This window comes from Maridesulfovibrio ferrireducens, from assembly GCF_900101105.1.
In the GTDB taxonomy this organism is placed as follows: Bacteria; Desulfobacterota; Desulfovibrionia; order Desulfovibrionales; family Desulfovibrionaceae; genus Maridesulfovibrio; species Maridesulfovibrio ferrireducens.
Window position 1 is genome coordinate 14715 of record NZ_FNGA01000005.1, and the last position, 16167, is coordinate 30881.

The following is a 16167-nucleotide window of genomic DNA, read 5'->3' on the forward strand; positions in this document are numbered from 1 at the left end:
AAAATTAATTCAACAACTCTGCTGGACTCCAACACCCCCTATTTTGATAATAAAAAGCTTTTATAACAGCCACTTAAAATCAGACAATTTTAGTCGGTTATTAACATTAAAAGTGAAGCGTTTTTTACTCCTACCCCCCTTGACGAGACTACAAATATTAACATACCTAACAGGCAGGTAAAAATACCTATCAAACGAGTAGGTATTAATACCAACTTAACAGATAGGGAATGAAGCGCATCGAATCTGTGTGCCCGGGTTTTTAATGCTGGCTGCTCCCGCTGAGGGAATATGAGTCGGCGAATCCGGAAATCACGAGACGGGGCAACAAAGGACGTCTGAGCATACAGCTACATCGTCCAATGCTTTGAGAGAGGGGATCGAAATTATGGCAAACGGGAAAAAATTATTGCGATTGTCCAGCATTCTGATCGTCCTAGCTGGGGTACTCGGCTTCCACTTGGAAGCAATGAGTATGGTAGGAACCCCGCAGGGTGAAGGTAAACAGCGTCCTGATCTTATTATGATCGACGCCATTGCCGCTCAGCAAAAACTGGAATTGCCTGCGGTCGTGTTTCTACACGATGCACACACCAAGGCGGCGGCAGAACAGGGTAAAGACTGTACTGCATGTCACCAGAAAAACAAGGATGTCACCTCGCTTAAATTTATGCGGGTTGAGGACGGCACTCCTGAGAAGTTAAAGGAAATTTACCACAACGGCTGCATAAGCTGTCACGCGAAGGATGCCGCTGCAGGCAAAAAAACCGGCCCTCAGGTCGGAGAATGTCGCAGTTGTCATCAGGCTGACCCTGAGTACAAAGCGGAACGCGCAACAGCGAGCATGGATAAAACCTTGCATTTCCGTCACTGGGACTCAAAAATCATTGAAAATGACAAGGGTCAGGAAACAAACTGTGGAAGCTGTCACCACGAATACGATAAAGCAACACAGAAGCTCGTATACGTGAAAGGACAGGAAGAAAACTGTGGTATCTGTCACACTGCCAAACCAGAAGGCGATGTGAAGAAAGATACTTCAGAAGCTTTCCACAGCCAGTGCGTAACCTGTCATTTGGACCTGGCAGCAGCCAAAGCCAAAAAGTTCGGCCCCGTTCAGTGTGCCGGATGTCATGGCCTCGCCGAAGCAGCAGACATTAAAGCTGATGACGCTCAGTTGCTGAAAAAAATGGGCGGTATATTGCCCCGTCTGCCCAGAAAGCAGCCTGATGCTGTCCTGCTGACTGCACCGGCACCAAAAGATTCCACTGCCAAGACAGAAGTCAAAGGCAAGATGTCTCCGGTCGCTTTCAATCACAAGGCTCACGAAAACGTCACAGAATCATGTGGATCATGCCATCATCAAACTCTTAAGAAATCATGCTCGGAATGTCACACCGATCAAGGTTCTAAAGACGGTGGTTTCATTACTCTCGATCAGGCTATGCACAACCCCGACAGCCCACAAAGCTGTGTAGGTTGTCACGCCATCAAACAGAAAGATCCCAACTGTGCTGGTTGCCATGAGCTGATGCCTAAAAAGGTTATTCAGTCCGAAACAACATGTGTTGTCTGCCACGAAGCTCCTAAAGATGATACCAACCCGGCAGCTCTTGACGCCTCCGCCAAGGCTGAGCTTGCTAAAGACCTTATCATCGAAAGGCCTACTTCTCCGGCAATGCTCGAAACTGCTGACATTCCTGAATTCGTAACCATCAACGCTCTGGAAAACGAATACAAAGAAAGCAAGCTTCCCCACCGTAAGATTATATTCACTTTGGTGGAGAACATGAAGAGCAATTCCCTGGCCAACACGTTCCACAGCACTCCTCTGACTGTCTGTGCAAGCTGTCATCACAACAGCCCAGCATCCAAGACACCTCCGAGCTGTGCAAGCTGTCACGCAAATGCTGCAGCTAAAGAACAGGGCGGACGTCCGGCTCTCAAGGCGGCCTATCACGGCCAGTGTATGACCTGTCACGAAAGCATGGAACTTAAAAAGCCTGCTTCTACAGACTGTTCATCCTGTCACGAACCGAAAAAGAACGGCTAGCCCGAAGGAGAACGGATAAATGTTACGCAGAACATTCCTCGGAATGCTAGGCACAGCCTGTGTGGGAGCCTCTATTCCTAGTGTAGCTTCGGCTAGTAAGGAATTCAATGGCTACCCCGGCAGCAAAGGCGTCCTTTTCGACGCCACTCGCTGCATAGGTTGTCGCAAATGTGAAGAAGCCTGTAATAAGGTCAACGAATTGCCCGCTCCGGACAAAAAGTATGATGACCTGACAGTGCTGGACACAAAACGCAGAACCGATGCCAAGACTCTTACTGTTGTTAATAAATACAAGAGCGCCAAAGGCCCTCTTTTCCGCAAGTCGCAGTGTAATCACTGTCTGGAGCCGGCATGTGCTTCAGCTTGCTTTGTAAAAGCATTCAAAAAGCTGCCTAACGGCGCAGTCGTCTATGACGAATCCGTTTGCGTAGGTTGCCGCTACTGTATGGTAGCATGTCCCTTCGAAATCCCTGCTTACGAATACGACGAACCTCTGACTCCAAGAGTCATGAAGTGCACCATGTGTGCTCCTCGCTTAGCTGAAGGCAAACTGCCCGGCTGTGTTGAAGGTTGTCCTAAAGAAGCTTTGGTTTTCGGTGAAAGAGACGAGCTGCTGAAAATAGCCCGCAAACGCATTGAGCGTAACCCCGACCGTTACATTGATCACATTTACGGTGAGAAAGAAATGGGCGGAACCAGCTGGCTTTATCTCTCCGGAGTTCCTTTCTCTGAGATCGGCATGCGCGAAGATTTGGGAACCAAATCCGCACCCGAACTCACTGCAGGCGCACTCGCATCAGTACCCATGGTTGCAGGCCTCTGGCCCGCACTTCTCGGTGGTATCTATGCTGTAAGCAAACGCAAAGACAAAGTTGCCGAAGAAGAGAAGAAGGAAGCGGTTGCAAACGCTATTGCCCAAGCTAGCGCACAAGCTGAAAAGACCCTTTCCGAGGCCCTTACCAAGGCAGATGTCGCTAACAAGCGTCAGATCGAAGTTGAGGTCAAGAAAGCTGTAGAAGATGCCCTGACTCCCAAAGAAGAGCAGGAAGAAAACAGCGAGGAGGAATCCTAATGTCCAATCCCGGCAACACAGGACCAAAATCTGTAATCAACACATTCAATGTGATTGCAGGTGCCATCATTGTTATGGGTCTGGTCATAACTGTTCTCAGATTCACCAAAGGCCTCGGGGCTGTCACCAATCTTGATGACAACAACCCTTGGGGTATCTGGATCGGATTTGATCTGCTCTGCGGTGTTGCACTCGCAGCCGGTGGATATACCACCTCTGCCGCATGCTACATCTTCGGACTTAAACGCTTTCACTCCGCAGTACGTCCGGCAATTCTGACCGCGTTTCTGGGCTATGCTCTGGTTGTTTTTGCTCTGCAATACGACCTTGGCCGTCCTTGGCGGTTGCCGTACCCCATCTTCTATCAGCAGGGGACAACCTCACTGCTCTTCGAAGTTGGTTTATGCGTTATGTTATATCTGACAGTACTGTTTATCGAGTTCACTCCTGCCATGTTCGAATGGCTGGGCATGAAGAAAATCAGAGCCGTTGTAGTCAAACTGACTCTGGCCATGACCATCTTCGGCGTAGTGCTCTCAACCCTGCATCAGTCCTCCCTCGGAGCACTGTACACAATCGCACCGTCTAAGCTGCACCCTTTGTGGTACTCACCTTATCTGCCGGTGTTCTTCTTTGTGTCCAGTATCGCAGCAGGACTTTCAATGGTAATATTCGAAGGAACCCTTTCCCATAAAAAACTGCACCGCATGATGGATGAGGAATACCTCAAACACCACGACGGAGTAGTTCTCGGATTCGGTAAAGCAGCATCCTTGGTGCTCTTCGCATACTTCGCCATCAAGATGATCGGTCTGGCATACGACAACAACTGGCATTACCTGACTTCAGGCTACGGCTTGTGGTTCATGGTTGAAATTATCGGTTTCGTAGTACTGCCTTGTTTCTTATTCGCCCTCGGTGTTCGTGAAAAGAATATGAGCCTTATCAAGAAAGCGGCTATCATAACTGTTCTTGGTATCATTCTTAACAGATTCAACGTTTCACTGGTCGCGTTTAACTACCACCTTCCTTCTTCTGAAAGGTACTTCCCTACTTTGATGGAGATCGGAATCTCTATCTTCGTGGTTACTCTCGGTGTGGTTATCTTCCGTTTCATTACCACCCGGATGCCGATTTTCTTCGAACATCCTGACTACAAAGGCGAACACTAGCCGCCTAGGAGAAATCAAATGGAAATACACAACCTGCAAGAGTACTACACTTTCACCAAGGGTATCGTATACTTGATCATGGGTGGAGCTCTCATCGGGGTTACTCTGTTCTGGCAGTACCTGATGGGTGGAAACAACAACGACGATTAAATTAGCAATAGTTTGATCGATACTTGAGGAGATTAAAATGTACGATTTTCTAACAGGGCCTATGCTCTGGCTGACGTTCGCCGTCAGCTTCGGTGGCCTGTTGGTGCGCGTCGTGCTCTATATAAAGGGCCTCAGCCAGCAGCTTGACCGAGTAGCTTACCGCGCCCATATGTCCTATGGACTGAAAGGTGCGTTCAACTCAATCATCAGCTTCCTGAACCCTATAGGCGCTCGCGTCTGGAGAATTCGTCCCGGATTCACTTTAATGTTTTTTGCATTCCATATCGGGGTCGTGATCACTCCTATTTTCCTGATCGCCCATAATGTGATGCTACAGGAAAATCTTGGGTTCAGCATGCCCGCTCTTCCAAGCGGTGTAGCTGATTTTCTGACATGGATGGCCGTTGTAGCAGGTCTGTTATTGACTCTGCGCCGCGTTGCTTTCCCCGAAGTCAGAATTATCACCACAGGATATGATTATTTGATGATGGTGATAACTTTAGCACCTTTTGTCACTGGCCTTATCGCCAGATACGCAATCGGTGATTACCAGTTCTGGCTTACCGCCCACATCATCACTGGTGAAATCTGGTTGTTGAGCCTGCCCTTCACGAAGCTCAGCCATGTTGTTCTGTTTTTCATGTCCCGCGCACAGCTCGGAATGGATTACGGTATCAAACGCGGCGGCATGAAGGGTTCCTCCTTATCCTGGTAACAGGAACAGATTCATTCAGACTCATAGAGGAGAAGCACAATGCCTGAAGGAATATTATGTAATAAGACCCCGATTAAAACAGATGAGCAGCTGAAGCTGACTCTTTCTGATAGTCGCGGTACTAAATACTACGCAGAAATGTTAGAGCTGGACGTTGATTCCGATGCTCTATGGGCGCTAGTACAGAAGACCTTGAAATCCAGGACCAAAACCTGGTTGGAAATCTGTGCTCATTGCGGACTCTGCGCAGAAAGTTGTTTTTTATATCAAGTTAATGGCCGGACACCTAAGCAGGTTCCGTCTTATAAGATCCAGTCCACACTCGGACAGATCGTTAAAAAGAAAGGTAAAGTTACTAACGAATTCATGCGTCACTGCATGGATGTAGCATGGTCACAGTGCACATGTTGTAACCGTTGCGGAATGTACTGCCCTCACGGTATCGACATGGGCGTTATGTTCTCATACCTCAGAGGCCTTCTTTATTCTCAGGGATTCGTTCCATGGGAACTTAAAATCGGTTCCGGTATGCACCGCGTTTACCGCGCGCAGATGGACGTTACCACTGAAGACTGGGTTGAAACCTGTGAGTGGATGGCGGAAGAAACCGAAGAAGAATGGCCGGGTCTTGAAATTCCCGTGGACAAGCAGGATGCAGACATCATGTATACCTGTAACGCCCGTGAACCTAAGCATTACCCTGAAGACGTAGCTGAAGCTGCGATTCTCTTCCATGTTGCCGGTGAAAACTGGACCGTGCCTTCTGAAGGCTGGGAACAAACTTCCCTTTCCATGTTTGCCGGGGACTGGGAATGCTGCAAAGACAACGTACAGAACGTATACGATGCTATTGAACGTTTAAATCCTAAACGCGCAATCGGTACCGAATGCGGACATGCCCATCGTGCAACAGTCATCGAAGGACCATACTGGACAGGGCGTCCAGACGGATTACCTCCGCGTCCTTACATTCACTACGTTGAATGGCTGGCTGAAGCTCTTCGTACGGGCAAGCTCAAAATTGATCCTGCAAAGAGAATCAAAGAGCCTGTCACCTTGCAGGACTCCTGCAACTATGTGCGTAATCAGGGCCTCAAAGACATTACTAGAGAAATTATCAGTTACATTGTTGAGCCAGGCTTCTTTGTTGAGATGTCTCCTAACAAAGAACACAACTATTGCTGCGGCGGTGGTGGCGGTTTCAACGGAATAGGCATGTACCGTGAGCAGCGTAACGTTGCTCTGCGTAAAAAAATGGACCAGATCCTCGATACCGGCTGTAAGCTGGTTATAGCCCCCTGCCATAACTGCTGGGATGCTATTCGGGACCTTGAGGAAGAATATGAAATCGGCATCCGCTGGTCATTCCTCAAACCACTGGTCATCGGTATGCTGGATGTGCCCGAGCATATGTTGCCAAAGGACGAAGAGTAACTCCGACCTTTATCGGCAAGAGTGTAGCATCAACAGTCCGCAACGAACGAGGTGTCACATGTTTAAGAAAATTCTTTTGGCCACTACCGGATCTCCGGCAAGCTTCGGAGCTGCCCGCGTAGCATTCGACATGGCCAAACGCTACGGCTCGGAAGTAACGATCTTCCATGTTCTGGGAGTGCCTACCAAGGCTTTCTCTCAGGTTGTAAATGATGTTCGCACAGGCGAAGAAGTTGAAGTGGACGCGGAGTATATCTCCTGGGTTGAAGAAGAACTCAAGACCACTTACGCTAAACAGTTCGCAGGTGCTGAGAATGCCAAAATTGTGATTACGACAGGTGCTCCGCACCGCGAAATACTTCGCGAAGCGCGTAATCAGGATTCTGACCTTATCGTTATGGGCGCAAGCTCAGGCGATAACGTCAAGTACCACAGGGGATATCCCGGCAGCACATTGCAGAAAGTAGCCAAGGCAGCCCGCTGCCCTGTCCTTACTGTGCACCGTGAGTCCGCTTCCTACTGGGGCGGTTTCTCAAGCATCCTGTTCGGAACGGACTTCTCAAAGCAGGCTGCAAGCGCATTTAAATTTGCTCTTAACACAGCCCGCGAGCTTGATTGTGTACTGACCATTTTCCACGCGCTGGATATCAGCGGTAAGGTTCTTGACCAGACTCAGATCGAAGAAAATCTTATTGTTGCCCGCAAACGTATCCGTGAAACATACGTTCCGCTCATGGGTGATTTTAAGAACTACGATATCGAAGTATGGGAAGGAGCTCCTTACGTGGAAATAGTTAAGCTTGCCCGTGAAAAGCAGGTAGACCTGATTGTTATGGCCCATCACACTCGTGAGCTTGATGCTGAAAAAGCAAAGATTGGTTCCACAGTGGAACAGGTCATTGTCCGGGCTAACTGTCCGGTTGTCAGCGTCAGCAAGCCGGATAAAGTCTAACACGACCCAATAACCGCAGCCGGTCAATCCCGGCCGGTTGCGGAAATTATAATTTGCCGGTTAATTCTAGCTTCATCAGGAGGATTGTTATGTCTAAGAAAATTTTAATCGTTGATGACGATCAGGAAATTCGTTCCTACTTGAGCGAACTATTCGGTGATAACGGTTATGAAACTGTGACAGCCGAAGATGGAAAAGTAGCTATCGAAGTTGCTGAAAAAGAAACCCCGGATTTGATCACACTCGATCTGGAAATGCCTAACGAATGGGGCCCTCGCTTCTACCGTAAGCTGACCTTGAACGACGATCTCAAAAGAATTCCAGTCATCGTAATCAGCGGTCTCAATGCTAATCAGTATGCAATTCCTAAAGCAGTTGCCACTCTGACCAAGCCTTTCGATGCTGATCAGTTAATCGCGATTGTTAAAGAGACAATCGGCTAAGTATTATATAGTTCTTGACCCGGCCGGCTTGCGACGAAGTTGCAGGCCGGCCGATTTACATTAAAAGGGCTCACTGGTAAGGTGCCGCTTTTCTCCATAGCGGGAATTAAATCCCGTCAAATAATCCAATAGGTGACAAGCATGCCCAAAAAAATAATGGTTGTTGATGACGATCCGGACATCGTCGACTACCTGATTAACGTATTTGAAGACCACGGTTACCTTACCTGCCGTGCATCTGATGGTCTCACAGCTTTCGATGTAGCCATGGCCGAAAAGCCTGATTTAATAACACTTGATCTTGAAATGCCGCATGAATGGGGTCCGCGCTTCTATCGCAGACTAACTCAGGAAGAACAATTTTCAGATATACCCGTTATTGTTATCAGCGGATTATCCGGCATTCATCTTGCCATCAAACGTGCAGTAGCGACGATTAAAAAGCCTTTTGACCCTACTGATGTTATTGAAATCGTCAGAAAAGCCCTTGGCGACGCTGATGATTAGCCTGTCCGGCGATATTGCTGCAGGCTACGCTACTTTTTTTGGAGGAATGGGATGGGCAACAAAAAATTAATGCTTGTAGATGACGAGGAAGGCATAAGACGCTTTCTCGGACTCACACTTGTCGATCTTGGATATGTTGTCCAAACTGCCGAAAACGGTCAAGCTGCGTTGGAACTGCTTAAAACATTCCGGCCAGCCATCATTCTTACAGATATTAAAATGCCTCAAATGGACGGCATTGAACTTCTTAAGACTGTAAAACGCAAGTTCCCTGAAATTGAAATAATCATGCTCACCGGGCATGGCGATTTAGATCTTGCTATTGAATCTCTTAAATTCGACGCCGCGGATTTCATAACCAAGCCCATAAACGACGAAGTACTTGAAATTTCATTGGAGCGTGTTCTGGAAAAAATCCAGATGAAAAGCAAGCTCCGTGAATACACAGAAAATCTTGAACGGCTGGTTGATGAAAAAACTCAAAGAATTGTTGAATTAGAGCGTCAGACTGCGGCCTGTCAGGTAGTTGAAGGACTTAGCTCAGCACTCTCGAGCGCCTCAAGTGAAGTGGAAACAGGTTCAGGTCTTTTTAATGAACTGCCCTGCCTTGTATCCATCCATAACAGATACCTCGAAATAGTATCCGCAAACAAACTTCTCAAAGATCGCCTCGGTGATGTCGTCGGTAAAAACAGCTTCGACATTTATTCCGACCGCACCTCTGCCGGTAATGCCTGCCCTGTTCAAAAGACTTTCACTACAGGTAAGGGCCAGCGCAGCAAAGAAACTTTCCTGGGTAAAGACGGAGAAGAAATTCCCGTCACAGTCTACACCGCTCCTATTGCTAATAAAGAGGGTGAAATAGAACTTGTTCTCGATATTTCAGTGGATATGACCGAACTGCAACGCCTTAAAGATGAATTGCTGACAACTCAGCACAAATTTGAGCGGTTGTTTGATGAAGCCCCCTGCTATATTTCGGTGCAGAATCCTGACTTCACCATCGCCGAAGTTAATCGCCGCTTCAAAGAAGATTTCGATGACGCATCCGGTACACACTGCTTTAAGACCTACAAGCACAGTCTGGAGCCGTGCAGTGAATGTCCGGTACAGCTCACTTTTCAAGATGGAAATTCTCATCAAATGGAAACGGTTGTGACAACCCGCAACGGTGAACATAAAAATGTACTGGTATGGTCTGCCCCTATACGTGATGCGTATGGAAAAATTATACAAGTAATGGAAATGTCCACCGACATTACAGAAATCCGCCGGTTGCAAGATCATCTGACGTCACTCGGTTTCATGCTCGGTTCCATGTCACATGGAGTTAAGGGGATGCTGACAGCTCTGGACGGCGGTATCTATCGTCTTGAATCCGGCCTGCGCAAAAAAGATCAGGTTCGCGTTGATGCTGCTACCAAGGTGCTCAAAAATACCGTCGGCAGGGTCAAAAAGATGGTGTTGGATATCCTTTACTATGCAAAATCCCGTGAACTTGAAGTTGAAGCAATCGATGCCTCCACCTTCCTGAACGAAACAGCGGAGCTTGTTGTACCGAAGGCTAAAACCGCAGGGCTTGAGCTGACACTTGATATCCCCGAAAATCTTGGAACGATCCAAATAGACTCAAGCGCAATGTCTGCAACACTGGTAAATTTTCTGGAAAACGCAGTTGATGCCTGCGATAATTCTATTGAAGGCCGGAATTACTCCATAGGCTTTTCCGCCTCGCTGAAAGACAGCAATCTTATCATCGTAATATCAGATACCGGTATGGGCATGGACCGGGAGACCAAAGATCAAATTTTCACTCTGTTCTTTTCCTCAAAAGGGAAAAAAGGAACCGGCATCGGACTTTTCATCTCCAATCAGACAATTGAACAACATGGCGGAAAAATCGCTGTTGAATCTGAACTGGGCAAAGGAACCGTTTTTACAATAACTCTGCCTTACACTGTTTAAGCTGAAAGCATCTCCAATAAGCTCTAAAAAACTGCTGTTTTACAAGCTAAAATCAGAATAAAAGGAAATCTTCCCCTCTTTCATTATTTTCGTCCTCCTGTTATTAGCCGGTTATAAACAACGATTTTTACGATAATTCAAATAACAGACCCGAGAAAAATTTCATGAAACTAACTACTCGAAGCCGATACGGAGCACGACTGCTGGTCGATATAGCTCTGCACTCCAAGAATGGACCGGTCCCGAGCAAAGACTCGGCCAGAAGAGAAGGTATTTCTCTTAAATATCTTGAAAAAATATTAAAGATGCTCAAAGAAGGCGGGTATATTAAAGGTAAACGCGGGCCTAACGGCGGCAACATCCTTCTCCGTGAACCGGAAGATATATCCATCGGTGCCATAGCCCAGATTTTAGACGGTCAGGAAAAGATTCTCGACTGTGTCGGAGATGAAACAGTCTGCCCGCGTTCTGCTGTGTGTCTACGTCGTTCTATCTGGGATGATGCAAATCAGGCCATGTATAAAATGCTCGACTCATACTCTCTGGCCGACCTTATGAAAGACGCTTACCTCTGCCCTGCTGAAAGAATGAAATAAAATAAAACTTCTCATAGATCGCGAGACCTTAGGGAGACAGTGCCGTGTTCAAAAGATTGCGCGAAAGTTTAATCATGAAAATGATCCTGTCAGGCGGCATAACTCTCCTGCTGAGCGTTATGCTCTGGACAAGCTTCAACGTGCTCTTTTTCAAAAAGAACATTACTGACAACGTCATGTCCGACATCGCAATGCTGTCCGACACCATTCTGCTGAGCCTTAATTACGCTATGATGCTCGACTCCGAAGAAGACATCAAAGAAGTTATCCAGAACATCAGTAAACAGCGCGAAATCAAAAGTATCCGCATATATAATAAAAAAGGACAAATAGTCTTTTCCAACAAACCTGCTGAAATTAACACTGTCGTTGACCTTAAAACCGTTCCCTGCTGGACCTGTCATCAATACGACCCGATACCCGTCACCATGAGCTTAACCGAACGCAGCCGTATGCAAACGGTTAACGGCGAAAAATCCATAAGCATCATGACCCCTATTGCCAACTCGGAAGGGTGCGCACCCGGGCCTTGTCACATTCACTCAAAAGACGAACGCCTTCTGGGACTTTTAGATATGGAAGTTTCCATGGAAAAGAAAAACTCCATGATTGCAACCTTTGAACAATCGAATATCGCGATTGCTTTGATCGTTTTTATGGCGACATTCGCCGCGCTTATTGTCTATGCTTATAATTTTATTTTCAAACCGATTAGCAAACTGATTACAGCGACTAAAGATATCGGTTCCGACAAAGAATTCGTCGAAGTAGACCTTGAACAATCAGATGAAATCGGCGCCCTCTCCAAAGCTTTCAATATGATGGGCCGACAGGTTATGGAAAAGCATAGAGAACTGATTAAACAGAAAGAAGAATACCGTAACCTGTTCCATAACGTGCCCTGCCTTGTCAGTGTTGTAGATCTTAACTTTCGGGTTATTCGCCAGAATAAGGCTTATGAGGAACATTTCGGCAAGCCTGACGGCAGACACTGCTACCAAATCAACAAGGATCGCGATAAAAAATGTGTAGAGTGTCCGGTTGAAAGAACTTTCTTAGATCTATCACCCCACATGAGTGAAGAATCCGGGCTTTCAAAAACAGGAAAACCTATTCACTGGATTGTGTATACATCTCCTATCATGGATCATTCCGGTAAAATTGTTGCCGCAATGGAAATGATGATAGACATTACTCCACGAAAAGAACTCGAAGAACGTCTGGCGGCCTCTGAACAGCGCTATCACGCAATTTTCGACTCAATCCCCGGCGCAGTCTTCGTGCTTGACGGTGACACTCTGGAAATTCTTAACTGCAACGACCCGGTTGCCAGCATGTACGGTTATTCTTCTGAAGAAATATTGGGCACAAATTTTACAGAATTATTCAGAGAAGAAGAACGCCCGGATTATGACCATCTGCTGAAAATAAAAAAAGAGATCGGGCCATGCACTCAAATAACCAAGTCCAACAAGCACATTTACGTGATCATGCGCATATCTCCCGCTCATTTTCACAATAACAAAACTCTGATTGTGACTTGTAGCGATGTGACTAAAAAGCTCGAAGCAGAGCATCAGCTCATTCAAGCCAGTAAAATGACAACACTTGGAGAAATGGCCTCCGGTGTCGCGCATGAGCTTAATCAACCGTTGGCAATTTTAAAGACAATCAGCAATCTGCTCATGCGTAAAGTTTCCCGCAATCAAACTATTGAGCCTGAAATTCTTCATGAAATGGCAGAAGGGGTTGATACGCATGTGGACCGCGCAAGCAAAATTATTGACCATATGCGTGAATTCGGACGCAAAGCCGACCTGAAAACCATGCCTGTGCAAGTTAATGAAGTATTAACGCGCGGCTTTGAATTTTTCAGTCAGCAACTGCGGGAACGCAATATAGACGTAGTTTGGGAACTTGATAAAGACCTCCCTTTCATCATGGCGGATTCCAACCGTCTGGAACAGGTCGTTATCAACCTGTTGATCAATGCCAGAGACGCTATTGAAGAACATTGGGCAGACAGCTGTCCGCTTTCAGATGACAAGAAAATTTTCATCGCTACATACTTTACAAATACCAAAGTAATTATAGAAATTTGCGACACAGGTCCGGGTATCCCCGAAACAATTCAAGACAGACTGTTCGAGCCGTTCTTCACCACCAAAGACGTCGGCAAAGGAACAGGGCTGGGACTATCCATATCATACGGTATTGTGCAGGATTACAAAGGAACAATTCAAGCAGCATCCCGCGACGGCAAAGGAGCCTGTTTCACCATTGCGTTCCCGCGTGAAGATGTTGATGGAAAGGGGATTAGTTCATAACTTACGAACGTTCCCAGCCATTACAATAGCCCCTCTCTTCCGTCTCTACTCAAATAGATTTAAAAATAACCTCCGCTATTTTTTTGACAGTTCTTGCTTTGCGCTTTCAATACAGATAAACACATAGATCAAATTGAAAAATAGCAAATTTTATATACTGGAGAGGTTATTATGGATGAAGTTTTAGAATTGATTGAGCGGGCGCGGGTTGAGGAATGGGAATTACTAGATCTAAGTAATAAAAATCTAACAGAAATACCACCTTCGCTCTTCACACTTAAAAACCTTAAGATTTTAAATCTATCTCAGAATAAACTTTCAAATATACCTAAAAGAGTTGGTAAATTAAAAGAACTAATACTCCTATCCCTGTTTAAGAATAAAATTTCCAACATTTCACCACAAATAGGAACTCTAGAAAAACTGACCGAACTTATTCTCTTCGAAAATAAACTGACGCAACTCCCCGCATCTATTGTGAACCTCAAAAATTTAAAAAGATTGCTCCTTGCCGGTAATAACCTAAAAAGATTGCCAAAAAATATCCAAAATCTAAAAAACCTAGAAGAGTTAATTCTATATAACAATCCATTGTTATCTGTCCCTATAGAAATAGAAAAATGTACAAATCTTAAAAAAATAGACTTGCAAGGAAACATTACAACAAGCTCACCAATTTTTTTAAAAAAACTAGTAAACTTAGAATACCTTGACTTATCTTACGCTCTATTTACAAATATTCCAGAAAATATAATAGGGTTGTCAAACCTTAAAGAACTAAACCTAAGTGACATTAATCTTAAACAAAAGTTCAAATGGATTGAAAAGCTCACAAAACTAGAAAAAGTAAATTTATCTTTCACCAGATTTACAAAGATTCCTGAAGAAGTCGCCAAACTGAAAAATCTAAAAATATTAACTATTAATAATAATGAAATCATATCATTACCCGAGTGGCTGGACAACTTACCTAAGCTAGAAACTCTAGAATTAAAAAACAACCCTATCCCTATCCCTCCTGAAATACTTGAAACTAACGACGCTCAAGCAATTCTTAATTTTTGGAGAAAATCCCGTACAGACTCAAGACCTTTAAACCAAGGAAAGATGCTACTTGTAGGACAGGGTGGTGTAGGTAAAACTTCTCTTGCAAAAAAACTAATAAGCAATGAGTTTGATGAAAAAGAGCGGATGACGGAAGGAATTAATATAGACGACTGGCAACTCACTGTTGATGATACAGAAATCACAGCAAAAGTGTGGGACTTCGGCGGACAAGAAGTAATGCACGCCACTCACCAGTTTTTTCTAACTGAACGTAGCCTATACCTTCTTGTCTGGGACGCTCGTCAAGAAGATACCTACGGACAAGTAGATTACTGGCTTAAAACTATCCAAAGCTTTGGCGGAAACTCTCCGGTAATCATAGTTTCAAACAAAAATGACGATGGAGGAGCCAAATCTCTCGATGAAAAAGCTCTTTTAAGAAAATACCCCAACATCTTTTCTATCCACAAAGTTTCATGCAAAGAGGATACAGGATTAAAAGAACTTAAAGACGACATATGTAAAGCATACGCTGACATGCCACACATACGAAACCCTTGGCCCGCTTCATGGTTCAACGCAAAAGAAACTCTTGAAACTAAAACAACTGACCATATAACTTTCAAAGATTACAAAGAAATTTGTGGAGCAAACACAGTTGCCGAGGAAGACTACCGTCCTCTTATTGAGTTTTTACACGATCTAGGAGTTGTGCTTTGCTTCCGCGAAGACCCAAGGCTTTGCGAAACTGCCGTTTTAAACCCAGAATGGGTCACAGGCGGAGTATACAAAATTCTTAATTCAGATTTAGCAAAAGAACTACGAGGCAGCCTGTCAGTAAAATCTATCAAAGAAATTTTGAACAACGGAAGCGGCTATAAGGGTAAAGAAATGTTCATCATCGACATGATGAAAAAATTTGAACTTTGCTTTGTGGCCGACGAAGCAGGAACATACCTAATACCGGAACTCCTTGAACCTAACGAACCCAAACTGGGCTGGAATGAAGATGAATGCTTAGTTCTTAGCTACCATTACAACATTCTGCCTCAGAGTATTATATCAAGATTTATTGTTCGCATGCACAACAACATTTACCTTAAAACATACTGGAAAAATGGTGTAGTTCTTATAAACAATGAAGGAACCAACAAAGCCTTAGTACGTGCTGACCCATCAGATAAAACTCTATCAATTTATATAAACGGACCAGTTGAAAACAGGCGCGACTTCATCGCTGAGATTAGAGGCAACCTTGGATATATCCACAAGTCCTTCAAAGAACTTAAAGCCGAAGCCAAAGTTCCCGTACCCAATCAACCCAGTATCTTGGTACCATATGAACATCTTCGCATGTTAGAGAACCGTGGCGAAAAAACATTTTACCCCGAAGGGATGGATGAAAAAGTTGAAGTAAAAACTCTACTGACCGGCGTAAAACCAGACATTGAAAAGTACACCAAAGAATTTGTAACACTACTCCGTCAACTTGAAAAAAATGCACCAGATTATGCGGAATCACTTGCTCAGTTATCTTCTGAGATTGATATCGAGAAGCTTTCGCAAAATAAATATAGTAAAAAGGAAAAAGAAAGTTTTTACGCTCGGGCGCGAAAAGCAATTCAATCAGTACCCAGAGGGCTAGACATGATAGACAGTGCTGTGGCTAACATCGACAGAATAAATCAACTTTTAGATTTAATTCCTAATTTATAGAAAAACATATCACCTTAA

General features: G+C 45.0%; 13 protein-coding genes. All 13 read left to right on the forward strand.

Annotation, left to right across the window (positions count from 1 at the left end):
* The first annotated feature begins 388 nt into the window (after nucleotides 1-388).
* The 13 genes from hmcA to BLT41_RS14755 all read left to right on the forward strand — a co-directional run bounded on the left by hmcA (nucleotide 389) and on the right by BLT41_RS14755 (nucleotide 16149).
* On the forward strand, nucleotides 389-2053 hold the full coding sequence (gene hmcA / locus BLT41_RS14695; RefSeq protein ID WP_092162496.1) for a sulfate respiration complex hexadecaheme cytochrome HmcA: 1665 nt from the start codon (nucleotides 389-391) through the stop codon (nucleotides 2051-2053).
* A gap of 19 nt (nucleotides 2054-2072) precedes the next feature.
* Nucleotides 2073-3125 carry a sulfate respiration complex iron-sulfur protein HmcB gene (hmcB, locus tag BLT41_RS14700; RefSeq protein ID WP_092162498.1) on the forward strand — a complete coding sequence of 351 codons (1053 nt, stop codon included), beginning with the start codon at nucleotides 2073-2075 and terminating at the stop codon, nucleotides 3123-3125.
* Nucleotides 3125-4297, forward strand: coding sequence for a sulfate respiration complex protein HmcC (hmcC, locus tag BLT41_RS14705; protein ID WP_092162507.1), 1173 nt, complete (start codon nucleotides 3125-3127; stop codon nucleotides 4295-4297). Before hmcB ends, hmcC begins: the two co-directional genes overlap by 1 nt.
* A gap of 18 nt (nucleotides 4298-4315) precedes the next feature.
* The gene (hmcD, locus tag BLT41_RS14710) at nucleotides 4316-4447 is read left to right on the forward strand and encodes a sulfate respiration complex protein HmcD (protein ID WP_092162508.1); all 132 of its coding nucleotides are present in this window, start codon (nucleotides 4316-4318) and stop codon (nucleotides 4445-4447) included.
* 37 nt (nucleotides 4448-4484) lie between these two features.
* Nucleotides 4485-5162 (forward strand): sulfate respiration complex protein HmcE, encoded by a 678-nt coding sequence (gene hmcE, locus BLT41_RS14715; RefSeq protein ID WP_092162509.1) that lies wholly within the window; start codon nucleotides 4485-4487, stop codon nucleotides 5160-5162.
* Between the two features lie 39 nt (nucleotides 5163-5201).
* Nucleotides 5202-6596: a sulfate respiration complex iron-sulfur protein HmcF gene (hmcF, locus tag BLT41_RS14720; protein WP_092162510.1), complete on the forward strand. Its 1395-nt coding sequence runs from the start codon at nucleotides 5202-5204 to the stop codon at nucleotides 6594-6596.
* Between the two features lie 58 nt (nucleotides 6597-6654).
* Nucleotides 6655-7548: a universal stress protein gene (locus tag BLT41_RS14725; RefSeq protein ID WP_092162512.1), complete on the forward strand. Its 894-nt coding sequence runs from the start codon at nucleotides 6655-6657 to the stop codon at nucleotides 7546-7548.
* A gap of 89 nt (nucleotides 7549-7637) precedes the next feature.
* Entirely contained in the window at nucleotides 7638-7991 is a 354-nt protein-coding gene (gene divK, locus BLT41_RS14730) for a DVU0259 family response regulator domain-containing protein (protein WP_092162513.1), read from the forward strand.
* Between the two features lie 141 nt (nucleotides 7992-8132).
* A complete protein-coding gene (divK, locus tag BLT41_RS14735; protein ID WP_092162514.1) occupies nucleotides 8133-8498 on the forward strand; it encodes a DVU0259 family response regulator domain-containing protein in 366 nt (121 codons plus the stop codon).
* 51 nt (nucleotides 8499-8549) lie between these two features.
* The gene (locus tag BLT41_RS14740; protein ID WP_092162515.1) at nucleotides 8550-10463 is read left to right on the forward strand and encodes a response regulator; all 1914 of its coding nucleotides are present in this window, start codon (nucleotides 8550-8552) and stop codon (nucleotides 10461-10463) included.
* Between the two features lie 164 nt (nucleotides 10464-10627).
* Nucleotides 10628-11059, forward strand: coding sequence for an RrF2 family transcriptional regulator (locus BLT41_RS14745; protein WP_092162516.1), 432 nt, complete (start codon nucleotides 10628-10630; stop codon nucleotides 11057-11059).
* A gap of 44 nt (nucleotides 11060-11103) precedes the next feature.
* Nucleotides 11104-13386 carry a PAS domain S-box protein gene (locus tag BLT41_RS14750; protein WP_092162517.1) on the forward strand — a complete coding sequence of 761 codons (2283 nt, stop codon included), beginning with the start codon at nucleotides 11104-11106 and terminating at the stop codon, nucleotides 13384-13386.
* Nucleotides 13387-13557: 171 nt separating this feature from the next.
* Nucleotides 13558-16149, forward strand: coding sequence for a COR domain-containing protein (locus tag BLT41_RS14755; RefSeq protein WP_092162518.1), 2592 nt, complete (start codon nucleotides 13558-13560; stop codon nucleotides 16147-16149).
* Nucleotides 16150-16167: the final 18 nt, after the last annotated feature.